The 14,740-nt window shown below is 54.9% G+C and carries 17 protein-coding genes and 1 other RNA gene; 6 read left to right on the top strand and 12 right to left on the bottom strand.

All coding sequences use genetic code 11. From position 1 onward, the window contains the following. Position 1: 1 nt before the first annotated feature. A complete protein-coding gene (locus tag BLV48_RS08105) occupies positions 2 to 499 on the bottom strand; it encodes a DUF2271 domain-containing protein (RefSeq protein WP_091825685.1) in 498 nt (165 codons plus the stop codon). Between the two features lie 15 nt (positions 500 to 514). Further along, the gene (locus BLV48_RS08100) at positions 515 to 1,801 is read right to left on the bottom strand and encodes a ferredoxin reductase family protein (protein WP_091825682.1); all 1,287 of its coding nucleotides are present in this window, start codon (positions 1,799 to 1,801) and stop codon (positions 515 to 517) included. Between the two features lie 176 nt (positions 1,802 to 1,977). Here BLV48_RS08100 and BLV48_RS08095 point away from each other — a divergent pair, with 176 nt between their 5' ends. After that, positions 1,978 to 2,814: an endonuclease/exonuclease/phosphatase family protein gene (locus tag BLV48_RS08095; protein ID WP_091825812.1), complete on the top strand. Its 837-nt coding sequence runs from the start codon at positions 1,978 to 1,980 to the stop codon at positions 2,812 to 2,814. A 242-nt stretch (positions 2,815 to 3,056) separates the two neighbouring features. Beyond that, positions 3,057 to 3,434, top strand: coding sequence for a GreA/GreB family elongation factor (locus tag BLV48_RS08090; RefSeq protein ID WP_091825679.1), 378 nt, complete (start codon positions 3,057 to 3,059; stop codon positions 3,432 to 3,434). A 297-nt stretch (positions 3,435 to 3,731) separates the two neighbouring features. Here BLV48_RS08090 and rnpB read toward each other — a convergent pair. Both rnpB and rsmI read right to left on the bottom strand, forming a co-directional pair. Then, positions 3,732 to 4,085: RNase P RNA component class A (rnpB, locus tag BLV48_RS08085), an RNA gene on the bottom strand. 40 nt (positions 4,086 to 4,125) lie between these two features. Further along, complete coding sequence (gene rsmI / locus BLV48_RS08080) at positions 4,126 to 4,959, bottom strand: 16S rRNA (cytidine(1402)-2'-O)-methyltransferase (protein WP_091825677.1); 834 nt, start codon at positions 4,957 to 4,959, stop codon at positions 4,126 to 4,128. A gap of 35 nt (positions 4,960 to 4,994) precedes the next feature. Here rsmI and BLV48_RS08075 point away from each other — a divergent pair, with 35 nt between their 5' ends. From BLV48_RS08075 to BLV48_RS08060, 4 genes are read left to right on the top strand one after another with little or no spacing between them, the layout of a single operon-like run. Next, complete coding sequence (locus BLV48_RS08075; protein WP_091825674.1) at positions 4,995 to 6,815, top strand: penicillin-binding protein activator; 1,821 nt, start codon at positions 4,995 to 4,997, stop codon at positions 6,813 to 6,815. A gap of 18 nt (positions 6,816 to 6,833) precedes the next feature. Further along, positions 6,834 to 7,193, top strand: coding sequence for a YraN family protein (locus BLV48_RS08070; protein WP_091825671.1), 360 nt, complete (start codon positions 6,834 to 6,836; stop codon positions 7,191 to 7,193). 18 nt (positions 7,194 to 7,211) lie between these two features. Beyond that, complete coding sequence (locus tag BLV48_RS08065; protein WP_091825669.1) at positions 7,212 to 7,796, top strand: SIS domain-containing protein; 585 nt, start codon at positions 7,212 to 7,214, stop codon at positions 7,794 to 7,796. A 3-nt stretch (positions 7,797 to 7,799) separates the two neighbouring features. Further along, entirely contained in the window at positions 7,800 to 8,375 is a 576-nt protein-coding gene (locus BLV48_RS08060) for a BON domain-containing protein (protein ID WP_091825666.1), read from the top strand. Between the two features lie 63 nt (positions 8,376 to 8,438). Here the strand turns inward: BLV48_RS08060 and BLV48_RS08055 are convergent, their stop codons facing one another. From BLV48_RS08055 to zapE, 8 genes are all read right to left on the bottom strand, one after another. Continuing rightward, positions 8,439 to 8,861, bottom strand: a complete 423-nt coding sequence (locus BLV48_RS08055; protein WP_091825809.1) for a ClpXP protease specificity-enhancing factor — start codon at positions 8,859 to 8,861, stop codon at positions 8,439 to 8,441. A 123-nt stretch (positions 8,862 to 8,984) separates the two neighbouring features. Continuing rightward, on the bottom strand, positions 8,985 to 9,617 hold the full coding sequence (locus BLV48_RS08050) for a glutathione S-transferase N-terminal domain-containing protein (protein ID WP_091825662.1): 633 nt from the start codon (positions 9,615 to 9,617) through the stop codon (positions 8,985 to 8,987). 92 nt (positions 9,618 to 9,709) lie between these two features. Next, the gene (locus tag BLV48_RS08045) at positions 9,710 to 10,480 is read right to left on the bottom strand and encodes a cytochrome c1 (RefSeq protein ID WP_091825659.1); all 771 of its coding nucleotides are present in this window, start codon (positions 10,478 to 10,480) and stop codon (positions 9,710 to 9,712) included. Continuing rightward, complete coding sequence (locus tag BLV48_RS08040; RefSeq protein WP_091825657.1) at positions 10,480 to 11,736, bottom strand: cytochrome b; 1,257 nt, start codon at positions 11,734 to 11,736, stop codon at positions 10,480 to 10,482. Before BLV48_RS08040 ends, BLV48_RS08045 begins: the two co-directional genes overlap by 1 nt. Next, positions 11,736 to 12,332: a ubiquinol-cytochrome c reductase iron-sulfur subunit gene (gene petA / locus BLV48_RS08035; RefSeq protein WP_091825806.1), complete on the bottom strand. Its 597-nt coding sequence runs from the start codon at positions 12,330 to 12,332 to the stop codon at positions 11,736 to 11,738. The genes BLV48_RS08040 and petA overlap by 1 nt, the downstream gene beginning before the upstream one ends. Positions 12,333 to 12,598: 266 nt before the next feature. After that, positions 12,599 to 12,991, bottom strand: coding sequence for a 30S ribosomal protein S9 (rpsI, locus tag BLV48_RS08030; protein ID WP_091825654.1), 393 nt, complete (start codon positions 12,989 to 12,991; stop codon positions 12,599 to 12,601). Between the two features lie 13 nt (positions 12,992 to 13,004). Beyond that, a complete protein-coding gene (rplM, locus tag BLV48_RS08025; RefSeq protein WP_091825651.1) occupies positions 13,005 to 13,433 on the bottom strand; it encodes a 50S ribosomal protein L13 in 429 nt (142 codons plus the stop codon). Positions 13,434 to 13,589: 156 nt separating this feature from the next. Further along, the gene (zapE, locus tag BLV48_RS08020) at positions 13,590 to 14,696 is read right to left on the bottom strand and encodes a cell division protein ZapE (protein WP_091825648.1); all 1,107 of its coding nucleotides are present in this window, start codon (positions 14,694 to 14,696) and stop codon (positions 13,590 to 13,592) included. Positions 14,697 to 14,740 lie beyond the last annotated feature (44 nt).

Raw genomic sequence — 14,740 nt, 5'->3', positions numbered from 1 at the left:
TTCAAAAAGTGTAGGTCAAGGACTGGACATAGCCTTGTCCGTTGACCGGCTTTCCAGCTCCGTCAGTGGTAATGGGCACGATAATGTCTGCCGGCCGATCACGCATATCTTCTACAGCTGCGTCCACACGAATCTGGTAGCCACTGTCAATCAACGCATCATCCAGATTCACGCTGATCTGCAGGGTCTCGCCCTGGGTAATGCTGGCGCCGGTCAGCCCGTCATACTCGGCACGGCTCCGGTTACTGCCACGCTCCCAGTCACTCAGATGTTTGTAGTATTTGCTTTTTTTACCGGCAACCCAAAGGGTTTGCTGATACACACCCCTTGCGTCCGTGAGATAAATGGCCAGATAGGCACCATCACCCCGGTACTGACTCAGCTGCGTGTCGATGGTGACCTCTCTGGCTTGAGCCACTGCAGGCAAGGTTACCAGACCGGCGAACAGCACCGCTGGCAGCCATGTTTTAAGGGCGTTCCGACGTTTCAGCTCGGGCATCTTTAATATCCTCATTTACCTGAATTCAAAGCGTTCCTGATGAAAGCGCAGCGAGACAGCCGAGTCGCTCAACCCACTGCGAAGCGCTGCTGCCAATCCTTGGGGCCCACAGAACCAGATATCCACTTTTGCTGACTGAATTTGTAACCCATCTGCTGTCAGCCTTTGTCCCTGCCTGCTGTCATGGATCTGCAGGCTGACGTCCGGCAACTGATTCACCAGCACATGCAGGTGCTCCACGTTGGGGTCATCAATCGCACTTTGCGTGCAGTAGTGTACGGTCACTGGCTGATACTGCGTGTCTGTGTTGGCCAAACGGTTTTCCAGGGCGGCGAGGAATGGGGTAATGCCGACGCCGCCGGCCACCCAGATCTGTTGGGCACTGGACCGGTTTTTCTCGGGATTGAAACAGCCATAAGGTCCTTCAATCGTGACCGCATGACCGGCATGCAATCGGCGTGGCAAAGTACGGGTATAGTCGCCCAGCGCCTTGATATGAAAACCGAGCTGACCATTCTGCCGGTCTGCCGTTGTCAGGGTGAACGGGTGCGCTCCTTCGGCCCGGTCGAATGTCACCAATGCAAACTGCCCCACACGATGCCCCGGCCAGTTCCGCCCCATGTCACAGACGACCTCCAGGGTGGTCTCGGATATCTGTCGCGCAGACTTCACCACACCTTTCCAGCGATGGCTTTTGCCGATCAGCCCCGCCAGCGACTGCAGGCTGGCGATGCTGCCTGCACCGATCAACAGCGCCATCAGCCAGCCGGTCGGCTGCTGCCACCAGCTCAACGGTGCCAGCAGCAGAGAGTGGGCTGCCAGGCTTAGATAGATCAACGGCATAACGCGGTGCAGATAGCGCCAGAAACGGTAAGGGACCCAACGGATCAGGGTGATGACCACAAGGCCCAGAAGCAGATACAGGCCGGGCTCTCCCCAGTCCTCAAACATTCCCTGCAAATTGTCTAGCAAGCCGGAAAAATCGGCTTCACGCAGGCTGCGATCCTTGCCGAACAGCGCCTTGAAGGCGTCATCGCCCATCTCGACCAGCCAGTGTGCCAGAGCAAAAATGGCGCCTAGAATGCCGGTCCACTTGTGCAGGTGATACTGCTTGTCCAGACCACCTAAGGGGAGTTCCAGCCATTTCGGTCGCATGGCCAGAAGCATGGTGATGGACATGAAGTTGATGGCCAGAAAGCCGCTGAGGGTGAGAAAATGTTCATAGCTGAGACTCCATTGCCAGACACCCAGCTGTACCGCCAGCAGTGCAATGAGACTCAGGATCAGATTTCGATTGGGCATACAGATAATCCTCCAGATATGGAGCCATTCTGTATCGCTCTACCTGATACCAACCTTAAATTGCGTTTTGGGGTTGAAAAACAGACAACCGGATTATGCAATTAGCCTTTACCTGCCAACAGTACTTGCCTAGCCTAGGAACTGACCACTTCATTCAAAAAGGCCGTGCCACCGTGATGCAAGAACCCACCCCGGTCCCGCAGTATCCCGCCAGCCCAGGCCTCGTTTCTGATCATGACAAGCAGCCCCGCAGCCCCCGTGACAGTTTGAAGCTGCTCAGTTTCAACATTCAGGTCGGGATCAATACTCAGGCATACCACCATTATGTCACCCGCAGCTGGCAGCACCTGCTGCCCCACCGGCAGCGCAACCGCACGCTGGACGAGATTGCTCAGGTACTGCGCCAGTATGATCTGGTCGCTTTGCAAGAGGTTGACGGAGGCAGCCTGCGCAGCGGGTTTGTGAATCAGGTTGAGTATTTGGCACAGTCCGGGCAGTTTCAGCACTGGTACCAGCAACGCAACCGAAATTTGGGCAAGCTGGCACAGCACAGCAACGGTGTACTCAGCCGAATTGAGCCCAGCCTTGTGGAAGATCACCCGTTACCGGGGCTGATTCCCGGTCGTGGTGCCATTGTGGTGCGCCTTGGCAGTGGCGAGAATTCACTGCTGGTGATCGTTCTGCATCTGGCACTGGGTGTTCGCACTCAGGACCGCCAACTGCGCTACATCCGCGAGCTGATTGAACACCACCCTCACGTAGTGCTGATGGGTGACATGAACAACCCGCTGGAGCATCTACTGAACCGCCCTGCACTGCAGGGGCTTGGGCTGGTATCGGCTGAGCAGGTGATGCCCACCTACCCCAGCTGGAAACCAACGCGGGCACTGGACCATATTATGATTACCCCAAGCCTTGAGATACGCCACGCCGAAGTACTGGACTGCACAATTTCAGACCACCGTCCCATCGCCATGGAGATCGGCCTGCCGCAGTGCCTGCATGGGTTGTGACGCTCGTGATGTGACAGAGACCGCTGAAAAATTGAATACAGGCCCAGGCACTGATTTTTATCCAAGCGGCATCGGCTTGCCTTTTATTTTGCTCAGGGTATGATCAAGCAAAACTTAAATAAAACCTTCGAGTGATAATGAGAAAAATATCATACCCGTGTACCAGCCTCGCCTTTCCGTATTAAGCCGGAGAGCTCTGCTCTCCGGCGAGAATAAAATAATAACGACTGCGGAGAGTCACCATGAATAATTTAATTGCATCGTCTTTGAGACGTTTTTTGGATCGTATGAGCCAGTTTTTTATCACCGGCGACAGTCTCAGCCTGTGCCGTCCTTTGCATCTGCTGTCGGTGTACTGTCGTATTGAACAGCTGAACAAGGCAACGGATGCCAAGTCCCGTGCTCGACTGGGCAACCTGCTGTTGCTGGAAGTGGTCGAAACTCATGAAATCTTCATACTGGAGCTGGTTACCCCCAGCGCTGCTGCCCCGGATGAGCAGCGCATCTCCGTATTTTCTCCTCTGGGCTCGGCCCTGCTGGGAATGAAATCCGGAGAGACCTGCAGCTTGGGTTTTATGGGCCACAATTTGAGTTTCAGATTAATCAAAGTGATCGGTTAACCTGGAATATCAGGAGGACGGCGCCTTGAAGTATTTCTGATGCGGAATGCATCTCTCCAATAACCTGGAATTTTTTATATTTTTTAAATGTCTTATTGAGGAGAAATTGAAATGGCTAAGGGAAAAGAAAAAAAGCAGCCAACTAAAACATTAAAAGAAAAGCGCCGCGAAAAGCGTGACAAGAAACAAAACGAATCCTGAGGCAGGACTTGTTATATTGAACAAGACGTGCAGGCGCTCCGCTGAGCGTCTGCACGCTCTGTGAAGCAACTGACACCAAAGCATCAATTGAAAAGAGTTGAGAGTCTGCCGATAAGCCGGGTTTTGTCGTGGACAATCATTCATCTAGGACCAGCGTCACCACTGGTCTCAAGCGACCTACCCGGACCCGGCGCGGGCCACGCCTTAATGGGTCCCTATTTGGTCTTGCTCCGGGTGGGGTTTACCATCGCCGTGGAGTGTTGCCACCCACGCGGTGCGCTCTTACCGCACCATTTCAACCTTACCGGCATCTGAGGATGCTTAGGCGGTATACTTTCTGTTGCACTTTCCGTCGGCTCGCGCCGCCCAGACGTTATCTGGCACCTTGCCCAGTGGAGCCCGGACTTTCCTCCCCCGCTTAAAAGCGGCGGCGATTGCCTGGCAGACTCTCGGCGCGCAGTATAACGCCAAGGCGCAGTTAAGCAAGCACTTACTGGATCAGCAGCTGATACAGTCGATTTTTCTTCTCGCCGGTAATCTCGGCAGCAAGGCCCGCAGCCTTTTTCGGTGGCATCTCTTTCGCGAGAATATGCAGAATGCGTTCGGCTTCAGGATCGATCTGATCGCCCTGCTCTGATGCCGGGGCACCATGCACCAGCACCACGAACTCTCCCCTTTGCTGATTGCTGTCCGCCTGAATCCATTCCAGCAGGTTCTGTAAGGTATCACCGTGAATGGTCTCGAAGGTTTTGGTAAGTTCCCGTGCCACTACTGCGTAACGCTCGCCCCCGAACGCCTCAGCCATCGCAGCAAGACTGTCAACGATGCGATGCGTCGATTCGTAGAAAATAAGCGTTTCAGTGTGGGCAGCATAGGGCTTCAGTGTCTGAAGCCGTGCTCCGCTTTTGGCCGGCAGAAAACCAATGAACTGGAACCGGTCAGACGGCAGCCCCGAAGCGGACAGAGCGGCTACAAAGGCACAACAACCCGGTACAGGCGATACCCGATACCCTGCTTCGCGAACGGCCCGTACCAAATGGAAACCGGGATCCGAAATCAGTGGAGTACCGGCATCACTGACCAGCGCAATTGAGTGGCCCGCCGCAAGCAAATTGATAATATGCTCGGATCGTTGGCGTTCATTGTGATCATGCACTGAAATCATGGGCGCTTTAATGGTAAAGTGCGCAAGCAAACGCCCACTATAACGGGTATCTTCGGCCGCGATGTAATCGACGCTGCCCAGCACCTCCTGAGCCCGTGCCGAGAGGTCTGCCAGGTTACCGATCGGCGTGGCTACGATATAAAGTACTGGTTCTGACATTAGGACACCCATCTGTTGGCAAGGACCCGGATTATATGATGAATCTACGACGGCTGTCTTTCAGCCTGCTGGTGACAGCAACCTTGATGGCCGGCTGTTCAGCGCCCTCAAAGCCACCACAGGTGGTAGATGCAACCGGCAGTACTCAGGCTGCCAGCGTTGATATGCTGCTGAGCCAGGCTGAAAGAGAGCGGCCAATCCGTTCAGCCGAACTCAAACTTCAGGCTGCCCAGTTGCTGGTGCAACAGGGCGAGCGTAATCGGGTGGAGCGGATTCTTGCCACCATTGATACGAACATCCTGCCTCCTACGCTTGCCTTTGAGGTCGCCAAGCTGCGTGCCGGCGACAGCATGGAGCAGCAGCGTGCTGCAGAGGCCTTGCGCTATCTTGATCGACAGCGATTCAGTGCCCTGCCTGCGCCACAGCAGGCAGAGTTGAGCCAGCTGCGTGCCGATGCATGGCTGGCACAGGATGATCGTGTCGCCGCAAGCCGTGAACTGATCATGAGCAGCCTGCTGGTGGAGGATGACACCGAACGCCAACGCTATCACGATCAGATCTGGCAGCTACTGCAGGCAGTGCCTGATTCCAGTTTGCGTCAGGCTATTCAATCCGGCAACAGCTACCACGAACAGGGCTGGTTTGAACTGGCCGAGATGGTACGTGCCAGCAGTGATCTGCCCAGCCGTGAAGCAGCCCTTGAGCGCTGGCGTCAGCTCTGGCAGGCACACCCTGTAATGATTCTGCCACCCACAGGCCTGATGGGGCTACAACAGGGTGGTGAAATGATACAGGCCCGCCGAATCGCCGTTGTATTGCCCTTGACCGGAGAACTGGCTCAGCCTGCCAACGCCATCCTGGATGGTATCCGTGCAGCACAGTCTGTGCAGAGCCGCCAGGGGCAGGTGCCTGCTCAACTGTCACTGATCGATTCAAGCCTGTACTCAAATGCCGACGATATTGTACAGGCTGCACGCCAACAGGGTGCCGAGATGATTATCGGACCACTGGACCAGGCGCTGGTTGCACAGTTTTCCAACCAACCTGAACGTGAGCTGCCTGTTTTGGCACTCAATCCGGCCCCCAATGGCCCCTCGACGCCCTGGCAACTGGAGCTGTCTTCAGAGCATGAAGCACGCATGGTTGCGAAGCGAGCACTGGCTGAAGGTCAACGCAATGTTCTGCTGATTACCCCTGCTGCCGAGTGGGGTGACCGGGTGCAGGCCGTGATGCGCGAGGAGCTGTCAGCCGGTGGAGGCCGTGTTGTCGGTACGCTGCGGTATCAGGCCGGAGGCAGCTATGACGAACAGATTGCACGTTTGATGCTTACCGATCAAAGCAAACAGCGTGAACAGCAGTTGCGGCAGTTGCTGCGGCATCGACTGGAGTTTCAGGAGCGGTCACGCCAGGATGCTGATGCAATTCTGTTGACTGCATTACCGGATGCTGCACGCTTGATTAAATCGATGCTTAACTACCATTACGCAGCTGACTTGCCGGTGTATGCAACATCCCACCTGTATCCAGGATACCCTGATGCCAGTCGCGATCTGGACCTGAACAACATCACCTTCTGCGACCTGCCGTGGATTCTGGAGCCGCCCAGCGAAGCACACCGGGCACTCAGTGCTGAAGGCAAGGATACCCTGTCACGCTTTGGTCGCCTTTACGCCCTGGGGGTCGATGCGATCAACCTGTATCCGTGGCTAGAGCAACTGCAGAGTGCCCCAGGCGCTTTCCTGCAGGCCGAAACCGGAATGCTCAGCATTGATGCCAACCGCAGGGTACAGCGTGTATTGAGCTGTACCCGCTTTGTTGATGGTGTACCGGCCCCCGTGCCGTCAAACCGCCCCTGACCTGATGGAGATATTGCGATGGATCGCAGACAGATCGGCATGGATGCCGAGCGCCGGGCCGAAGCCTGGCTTACTGCACAGGGGCTCACCCTGTTGCAGCGCAACACACAGTGCCGCCTTGGCGAGATCGACCTGATCATGCGTGATAATGATCAGATCGTATTTGTTGAGGTCAGAACCCGCGGCAGAGCCTGCTTTGGTGGCGCCGCTGCCTCAGTAGACTGGCGCAAGCAGCAAAAACTTATTCGTGCCGCTCGATTCATGCTCAGCCGTAATCCACACTGGAACAATTTCCCCTGCCGCTTCGATGTACTGGCCTACGAGGGAGATTCGGAGACTACCCCTCCAGTGTGGTATAAAGATGCCTTTCGTCCATGAACACCGGAAATGTTTTTAATGGAACTTGAAGACCGTATTGTCAGTCAGTTTCACAACAGTATGGAGATCAATGCGCTCACCATTGAGCAGCACACTCCCCTTATCGCAGACGCAGGTGAACTCCTGCTGCAGTGCTTGGTCAGTGAACAGAAGATTCTGTGTGTCGGTAACGGCGGCTCATCCGCACTGGCCCAGCATTTTGCATCACTGCTGCTGAACCGCTTTCGCCATGAAAGACCTGGCCTGCCGGCGCTGGCACTGAATGACTCGGCCGCTATGAGTGGCATCGGAGAAGAAACCGGTTTCACAGAGGTTTACTCGAAGCAGATTCGAGCCTTGGGTCAACCTGGCGATATACTGCTGGTGATCTCCACTCACGGACGTGCCAACAGTCTGGTACAGGCCATACAGGCAGCCCATGACCGTGACATGATGGTGATTGCACTCAGCGGTGGTGATGGAGGCAACATGGCAGCACTGCTGCTGCCGGACGAGATCGAAATATGCATTCCAGGCGGCGAAGATGCACTGATTCATGGCGCTCACCTGTTGGTGCTGCACTGCTTGTGTGACCTGATTGAATATCAACTATTTGGAGGCTGACCCATGCTGAAACACTCCTTGATCGCCATCGTAATGACGTCCACTCTTGTCACCGGCTGCTCCAACATCATCAGTGCGACGCGCGACGAGCCCATCCGCGAGAGTCAGGACAGCCGCACGCTGGGCAGCTACCTGGAAGACGAGGCTATCGAGACCAAGACACTGGTCAACATCAGCAAGGGCTCGCAACCACTGGCCCAATCTCACATCAATGTGGTCAGCTATAACGGCCAAATACTGCTGGTGGGGCAGGTTCCAAATGAACAAGTCAAACAGGAAGCCGAACGGGTAGCCAGCCAGGTGCGGCATGTGCGCAAGATTCATAACGAGCTGGAAATAGCAGGCCCCACATCCACCATTGTCCGCAGCAATGATGTCTATCTGACCAGCCGCATCAAGGTACAGATGCTGGCTGACAAGAGCATTGAGGGCAACCGTATCAAGGTCGTCACCGAAAACGGTGTGGTCTATCTGATGGGATTGGTGCGAAGGGATGAGGCTGATCGCGCTGTCGATATTACGCGCTCGGTCACCGGCGTGCGCAAGATCGTCAAGGTATTTGAATATATTGGTGGCTAAACCCAAGCCACCTGAAGCTCTCTGTGGCCGGGTATCCTTCCCGGCCGCTTGAGTTAACAGAGCCTACTTCACTACCCGTAACGCAGGCTTGCCCCCCCCCTTGGGAGGCTCTGGCGGTTCATCATCCGGTGGCAATTGCACACCATCTTCAGCCTGCTTCAGAAGCTCCTCTACACCCGGCTCCACGCCAAACCCCATCCCCATGCCGTTTTCACGCGTGAATATCGCCATGACAGCCACCATTGGCACATAGACATTCATCGGCACACCACCAAAACGCGCACTGAAACTGATGCCATGATCGTCAATCATCAATCCCTGTACCGCCCCAGGCGCGATATTCAGGGTAATTTGGCCATCCTGTACAAACTGTTCAGGCACTTGCACGCCTTGCAGCGTGGCATCAACAGCTAGATGGGGTGTCAGGCCATTATCCAGCACCCACTCATGGAGGGCGCGAAGCAGATAGGGACGGCTCGGCTTGATACTGCTCATGATTTGACTCCTGATAGTGCCAAAGCGCCAGAAGCAACAATGGCATATCTTACGTCCTGATATAAAAAAGGGACGAAGTTACCTTCATCCCCCTGTTGTCCGGTCTCGACTCTCTCAGTCGCGCATTTCGCGCTCGAGTTCGGACAGACTGTCCTGGAACGACTCACGCTCGAACAGGCGCTGCATATATTTCTGCAGCGGACGCGTTTGCGCTTCCGGCAGCTCAATACCCAACTGAGGCAAACGCCAAAGAATCGGGGCAATACAGCAGTCCACCAGGGTGAACTCTTCACTCATGAAAAAAGGCTTCTCGGCAAAGATCGGCGATACCGCTACCAAACTGTCGCTCAATTCCTTGCGAGCGGCATCCAGCTCGGCATCAGTCCCCTCACCCAGAAGAATCTGATCCACAAGCGCACACCAGTCTTTCTGAATACGATGCATGTAGAGACGGCTTTCGGCGCGTGCAACCGGGTAGACCGGCAGCAACGGCGGATGCGGGAAGCGCTCGTCAAGATACTCCATCATCACATTCGGTTCATACAACACCAGCTCCCGATCCAGCAGAGTCGGAAGCGCGCTGTACGGGTTCTGCGCTGCCACATCCTCCGGCAGCTCATTCTCTTTGCACTCGACGATATCGACTGCCACACCTTTCTCACAGAGTACGATACGTACACGGTGACTGTAATGGTCGGTACCATCAGAGTAAAAGGTCATGGAAGAACGCTTTGCCACTACTCCCATCGAACTATCCCCATAAAAATATTGCGTGCAGAAACAAAAAATCTACGCGGCCTTGCGACCGCGTAGTATTGGACGTGCCAACCCCGTGGGGATCAGTGTACGTCTTTCCAGTACTCTTTCTTCAGAGCAAAGGCGAAGACGAACAGGATCGCCAGGAAGATCAGTACCTTGAAGCCGATACGCTCGGACTCCATACGTGACGGCTCACCCATGTAGGTCATGAAGTTGACCAAGTCATAGATGGTACGATCAAACTCTTCAGCAGACTGAGAGCCGGCTTCGGAAACAGTCAGACAGCCACCCATTTTCTTGCCGGTCAGCGGATCGATTTCATCGTTGCCGCCGTGCGCCAGTTCTGCTGGTGAACAGTGGTTAACCACCTTACCCTGCAGATCTTCCAGTACGTTAGGCATACCAACATCCGGGAAGACAGCGTTATTCACGCCCCAAGGACGGTTTTCGTCAGCATAGAAGCTGCGCAGGTAAGTGTACACCCAATCAGAGCCACGCAGGCGTGTTTCCAGCGTCAGATCCGGCGGCGGTGCACCGAACCAGCCAGCTGCATCGGTTTTGGCCATGGCAATCTTCATGTGATCACCGATTTTACGTTCGGGATCAAAAATCAGATACTGCTCAACCAGTTCATTTGGCATGCCCAAATCCTGAGCCGAACGCTCGAAGCGCTGGTAGCCGGCTTCATGACAGCCCATGCAACGGTTGACGAAGGTCTGCATACCGCGCTGCAGAGATGCCTGATTGTTCAGGTCGATATCAATCTTGTCCAGCGGCACCCCGGCGCCGCCAGCCGCGCTTGCCGTCATCGGGGCCAGCGCCATCAGCAGAGTAATAAGGAACTTTTTCATTAGCCTGTAACCCTTTCCGGAACCGGTTTAGTGCGTTCCATGCGTGTATAGAACGGCATCAGGATAAAGTACGCAAAGTACAGCACTGTGCAGATCTGGGACATAATGGTACGGCCCTCAGTTGCAGGCAGCACACCCAGTACACCCAGGATCACGAAGCTGACGATCAGGATTGCCAGCCACAGTTTGCTCAGCCAGCCCTTGTAGCGGATTGATTTGACCGGGCTGCGATCCAGCCAAGGCAGTACAAACAGGATGGCAATTGCCGCACCCATGACCACTACACCCCAGAACTTGGCATCCAGACCGAACATCGGGAAAGTCACCGCGCGCAGCATGGCGTAGAAGGGTGTGAAGTACCAGACCGGTGCGATGTGGTTAGGTGTCTTCAGCGCGTTGGCCGGTTCAAAGTTCGGCTTCTCGAGGAAGTAACCCCCCCCTTCAGGGAAGAAGAACACAACGGTACAGAATACGAACAGGAACACCACCACGCCCACAATGTCTTTCACGGTGTAGTACGGGTGGAACGGGATACCGTCAAGCGGCACGCCGTTTTCGTCTTTCTTGTCCTTGATTTCAACGCCATCCGGGTTGTTGGAACCCACTTCGTGCAGGGCGATGATGTGCAGGACAACCAGTGCCAGAATCACGATCGGCAGCGCGATCACGTGCAGTGCAAAGAAACGGTTCAGCGTAATGCCGGAGATCAGGAAGTCACCACGAATCCACTGCTGCAGGTCCGGACCAATAACCGGAATGGCACCAAACAGGGAGATGATTACCTGCGCACCCCAGTAGGACATCTGCCCCCAGGGCAACAGGTAACCCATGAAGGCTTCAGCCATCAGCGCCAGGTAGATCGTCATGCCGAAGATCCACACAAGTTCACGCGGCTTGCGGTAGGAGCCGTACATAATACCGCGCAGCATGTGCAGGTAGACCACAACGAAGAAGGCAGAGGCCCCTGTGGAGTGCAGGTAGCGCAGCAGCCAGCCATACTCAACATCACGCATGATGTACTCGACGGAGGCGAAGGCGCCTTCAGCGCTGGGGTTATAGCTCATGGTCAGCCAGATACCGGTAATGATCTGGTTAACCAGTACCAACAGCGCCAAAGAGCCAAAGAAATACCAGAAGTTGAAGTTCTTCGGTGCGTAGTATTTGGACAGATGATCTTCCCACATGGCAGTTGCCGGGAAGCGGTCGTCGATCCAGCCCATCAGGCCCGGATTCCCTTTATTTCGTGTGCCAGCCATTATGCAGTCTCCGGATCAACACCGACGATCAGTGTGTTGTCGTCTTCATAAGAGTGGGGCGGAATGACCAGGTTGGTCGGCGCCGGTACGGATTTGTACACGCGGCCCGAAAGGTCAAAACGCGAACCATGACAGGGGCAGAAGAAGCCGCCCAGCCACTCAGGGCCCAGATCATCCGGAGCCACTTCAGGACGGTAGGTCGGAGAGCAACCCAGGTGAGTACAGATACCCACCATAACGGCGATTTCAGGACGCATCGCACGAGCAGCAGTCTTCGGAATATAATCCGGCTGTTGCGGCTTCTCGGAAGCCGGGTCAGCCAAACGATCATTCAGCTTTTCCAGATTCGCCAGCGCTTCCTCTCCACGACGCACAACCCATACCGGCTTGCCACGCCATTCCACGATCATCTGCTGACCTGGCTCCAGCTTGCTGATATCCGCCTTTGCAGGAGCGCCGGCAGCTTTCGCCTTGGCACTCGGATTCCAGGAAGCCACGAACGGGACGGCCGCTCCGACAGCGCCCACTGCACCTACTGCAGATGTGGCACCGATCAGGAGACGACGTCGACCCTTATTCACGCCGTCATTGCTCATTAACTTCATCTCCCCTCAATCGACCCGCCGCTTTTGTACGGACACAAAAGACCTGCGGACCGCTCAGTCATGAAAAAACACAAAAACCGGTTCGTTCAAATGCGCCGAATATTAAAGAAAATACCCTTTTTTTACAAGGTAAAAAGAACCCTCCATTAGGCGAACGCAGCATTCATTGACCTGACCCCAAATACAAAAAAAGCCCACAACCATAAGGCTGCAGGCTTTTTTTTTCGCTGCCATAACGCGGCAATGCCGCAGGCAAATTAACGCTTGGAGAACTGCGGACGCTTACGTGCTTTGCGCAGACCCACTTTCTTACGCTCAACCATACGTGCGTCACGAGTAACGTAGCCCGCTTCACGCAGGGCGCCACGCAGAGTTTCGTCATATTCCATCAGAGCACGAGTGATGCCGTGACGGATAGCACCGGCCTGACCGAAGCCACCACCACCCTTGACGGTGATGTGCGCGTCGAATTTTTCGACGTTATCAGTCAGCTCCAGCGGCTGCTTGACGATCATACGTGCAGTCACGCGACCGAAGTACTCTTCCAGAGTACGGTTGTTGATCATGATCTTGCCTGTACCCGGGCGCAGGAAGACACGAGCAGTAGAGGTTTTGCGACGGCCGGTACCGTAATACTGAGTAGTAGACATTTTCGCCTTCCCCTTAGATGTTCAGTTCTTTCGGTTGCTGAGCCTGGTGCGGGTGCTCGCCACCAGCGTAGACTTTCAGCTTGGTGTACATGGCACGGCCCAGAGGACCTTTCGGCAGCATGCCCTTTACAGCCAGCTCAATCGTGCGCTCAGGGAAGGTCTGTACCATCTTGTTGAAGTTGGCTTCCTTCAGGCCACCCGGAAAACCGGAGTGACGATAGTACATCTTGTCATTGCGCTTGTTGCCGGTTACGTGAACCTTTTCAGCGTTCACTACAACAATGTAGTCACCGGTATCAACGTGCGGAGTGTATTCCGGCTTGTGCTTGCCACGCAGACGACGGGCAATTTCAGTTGCCAGGCGACCCAGAGTTTTACCTTCTGCGTCCACAACATACCAGTCGCGTTTTACTTCGGCCGGTTTGGCGGTAAAAGTTTTCATGGATGGTTTCACCTTACAATTTAAGTCTCGAATCCGAGATTCCGACTTACCTTATAGTTATTGGTTAGCAGCAAAGCCGCTAACGTACACTTTTTCGGCACCCTACTTTCAGGGAGCGCGCATTATACTTGCTTCAACCCTGCTTGAAAAGTGCTTTCAGGCCCGATGTTCACGCGCCAGATATTCATGCGACTGCATCTCCAGCAGACGACTCTGGGTACGCTCAATTTCGAATGAAAGCCGACCTTCGGTATAGATTTCATGAATCGGCACTTCCGCGGAGATGATCAGCTTGACGCCTGAGTCATAGAACTCATCGACCAGATTGATAAATCGGCGAGCAGCATCATCATTCTTGCGGCCCAACTGGGGAACATTACTGAGCAGCACAGCATGATAGATTTTGCCAAGCTCGATGTAATCGTTCTGTGAGCGCGCACCTTTGCACAGTGCATTGAAATCAAACCAGGCTACATCCTCACACAGACGCCGCGCCTGCAGCTTGCGACCATTTATCTCTATCTGGGCACCATACTGCTCTTCCTCCAGGTCGGGCGCGAGGCTTTCAAAACTGCGACTCAGGCTCTCGTCGGCAGCTGCATCCAGCGGCCAGTGGTAGAGTTCGGCCTGCTCCAGCGCGCGCAGACGATAGTCGACTCCCCCGTCCACATTGACCACTTCGGTGAAACGCTTGAGCATATCAATGGCCGGCAGAAAACGCTGACGCTGCAGACCGTCCTTGTAGAGCCCGTCAGGAACGATATTGGAAGTTGCCACCAGCGACACTCCATTGTTGAACAGCTCTTGCATCAATCCACCCAGAATCATCGCATCGGTAATATCGGACACGAAAAACTCATCAAAGCAGATGATGCGTGCCTCCTGCGCATACTTGCGACCAATTTCAGTCAGCGGGTTCTTGGTTCCATCCAGCGCTTTGAGCTCATGGTGCACCCTCTGCATAAAGCGGTGAAAGTGGGTCCGCATCTTGCGCTCAAACGGCAGACTGTCATAGAAGGTATCCATCAAATAGGTTTTGCCCCGTCCGACACCACCCCAGAAATACAACCCCTTGACCGGCTCCTGTGGCGTACGCTTGATCCTTCCGCCCAAACGCTGCATCAGACCGGGCTTTGGCGCCCGTTCAGCCGCTACCAGCTCATCGTACAGGCGCTGCAGATGGCCGACCGCCATCTCCTGAGTCGAATCATAGGAGAAGTCTTCACGTTCCAGGTCTTTACGGTATCGTTCAAGCGGGGTCATCTTCAGTCTGCACCTCTGGTCAGTTTATGAACGCCACAACGGGG

Source organism: Marinobacterium iners DSM 11526 (assembly GCF_900107855.1).
Classification (GTDB): Bacteria; Pseudomonadota; Gammaproteobacteria; order Pseudomonadales; family Balneatricaceae; genus Marinobacterium; species Marinobacterium iners.
The sequence above is the reverse complement of the archived record's forward strand: the minus strand, read 5'-3'. Positions and strand labels throughout refer to the sequence as shown.

Bases quoted from the DNA above. Each gene is read 5' to 3' on its own strand.
- BLV48_RS08105 (WP_091825685.1), bottom strand. From the start codon at position 499: ATGCCCGAGCTGAAACGTCGGAACGCCCTTAAAACATGGCTGCCAGCG.
- BLV48_RS08100 (WP_091825682.1), bottom strand. From the start codon at position 1,801: ATGCCCAATCGAAATCTGATCCTGAGTCTCATTGCACTGCTGGCGGTA.
- BLV48_RS08095 (WP_091825812.1), top strand. From the start codon at position 1,978: ATGCAAGAACCCACCCCGGTCCCGCAGTATCCCGCCAGCCCAGGCCTC.
- BLV48_RS08090 (WP_091825679.1), top strand. From the start codon at position 3,057: ATGAATAATTTAATTGCATCGTCTTTGAGACGTTTTTTGGATCGTATG.
- rsmI (WP_091825677.1), bottom strand. From the start codon at position 4,959: ATGTCAGAACCAGTACTTTATATCGTAGCCACGCCGATCGGTAACCTG.
- BLV48_RS08075 (WP_091825674.1), top strand. From the start codon at position 4,995: ATGATGAATCTACGACGGCTGTCTTTCAGCCTGCTGGTGACAGCAACC.
- BLV48_RS08070 (WP_091825671.1), top strand. From the start codon at position 6,834: ATGGATCGCAGACAGATCGGCATGGATGCCGAGCGCCGGGCCGAAGCC.
- BLV48_RS08065 (WP_091825669.1), top strand. From the start codon at position 7,212: ATGGAACTTGAAGACCGTATTGTCAGTCAGTTTCACAACAGTATGGAG.
- BLV48_RS08060 (WP_091825666.1), top strand. From the start codon at position 7,800: ATGCTGAAACACTCCTTGATCGCCATCGTAATGACGTCCACTCTTGTC.
- BLV48_RS08050 (WP_091825662.1), bottom strand. From the start codon at position 9,617: ATGGGAGTAGTGGCAAAGCGTTCTTCCATGACCTTTTACTCTGATGGT.
- BLV48_RS08045 (WP_091825659.1), bottom strand. From the start codon at position 10,480: ATGAAAAAGTTCCTTATTACTCTGCTGATGGCGCTGGCCCCGATGACG.
- BLV48_RS08040 (WP_091825657.1), bottom strand. From the start codon at position 11,736: ATGGCTGGCACACGAAATAAAGGGAATCCGGGCCTGATGGGCTGGATC.
- petA (WP_091825806.1), bottom strand. From the start codon at position 12,332: ATGAGCAATGACGGCGTGAATAAGGGTCGACGTCGTCTCCTGATCGGT.
- rpsI (WP_091825654.1), bottom strand. From the start codon at position 12,991: ATGTCTACTACTCAGTATTACGGTACCGGCCGTCGCAAAACCTCTACT.
- rplM (WP_091825651.1), bottom strand. From the start codon at position 13,433: ATGAAAACTTTTACCGCCAAACCGGCCGAAGTAAAACGCGACTGGTAT.
- zapE (WP_091825648.1), bottom strand. From the start codon at position 14,696: ATGACCCCGCTTGAACGATACCGTAAAGACCTGGAACGTGAAGACTTC.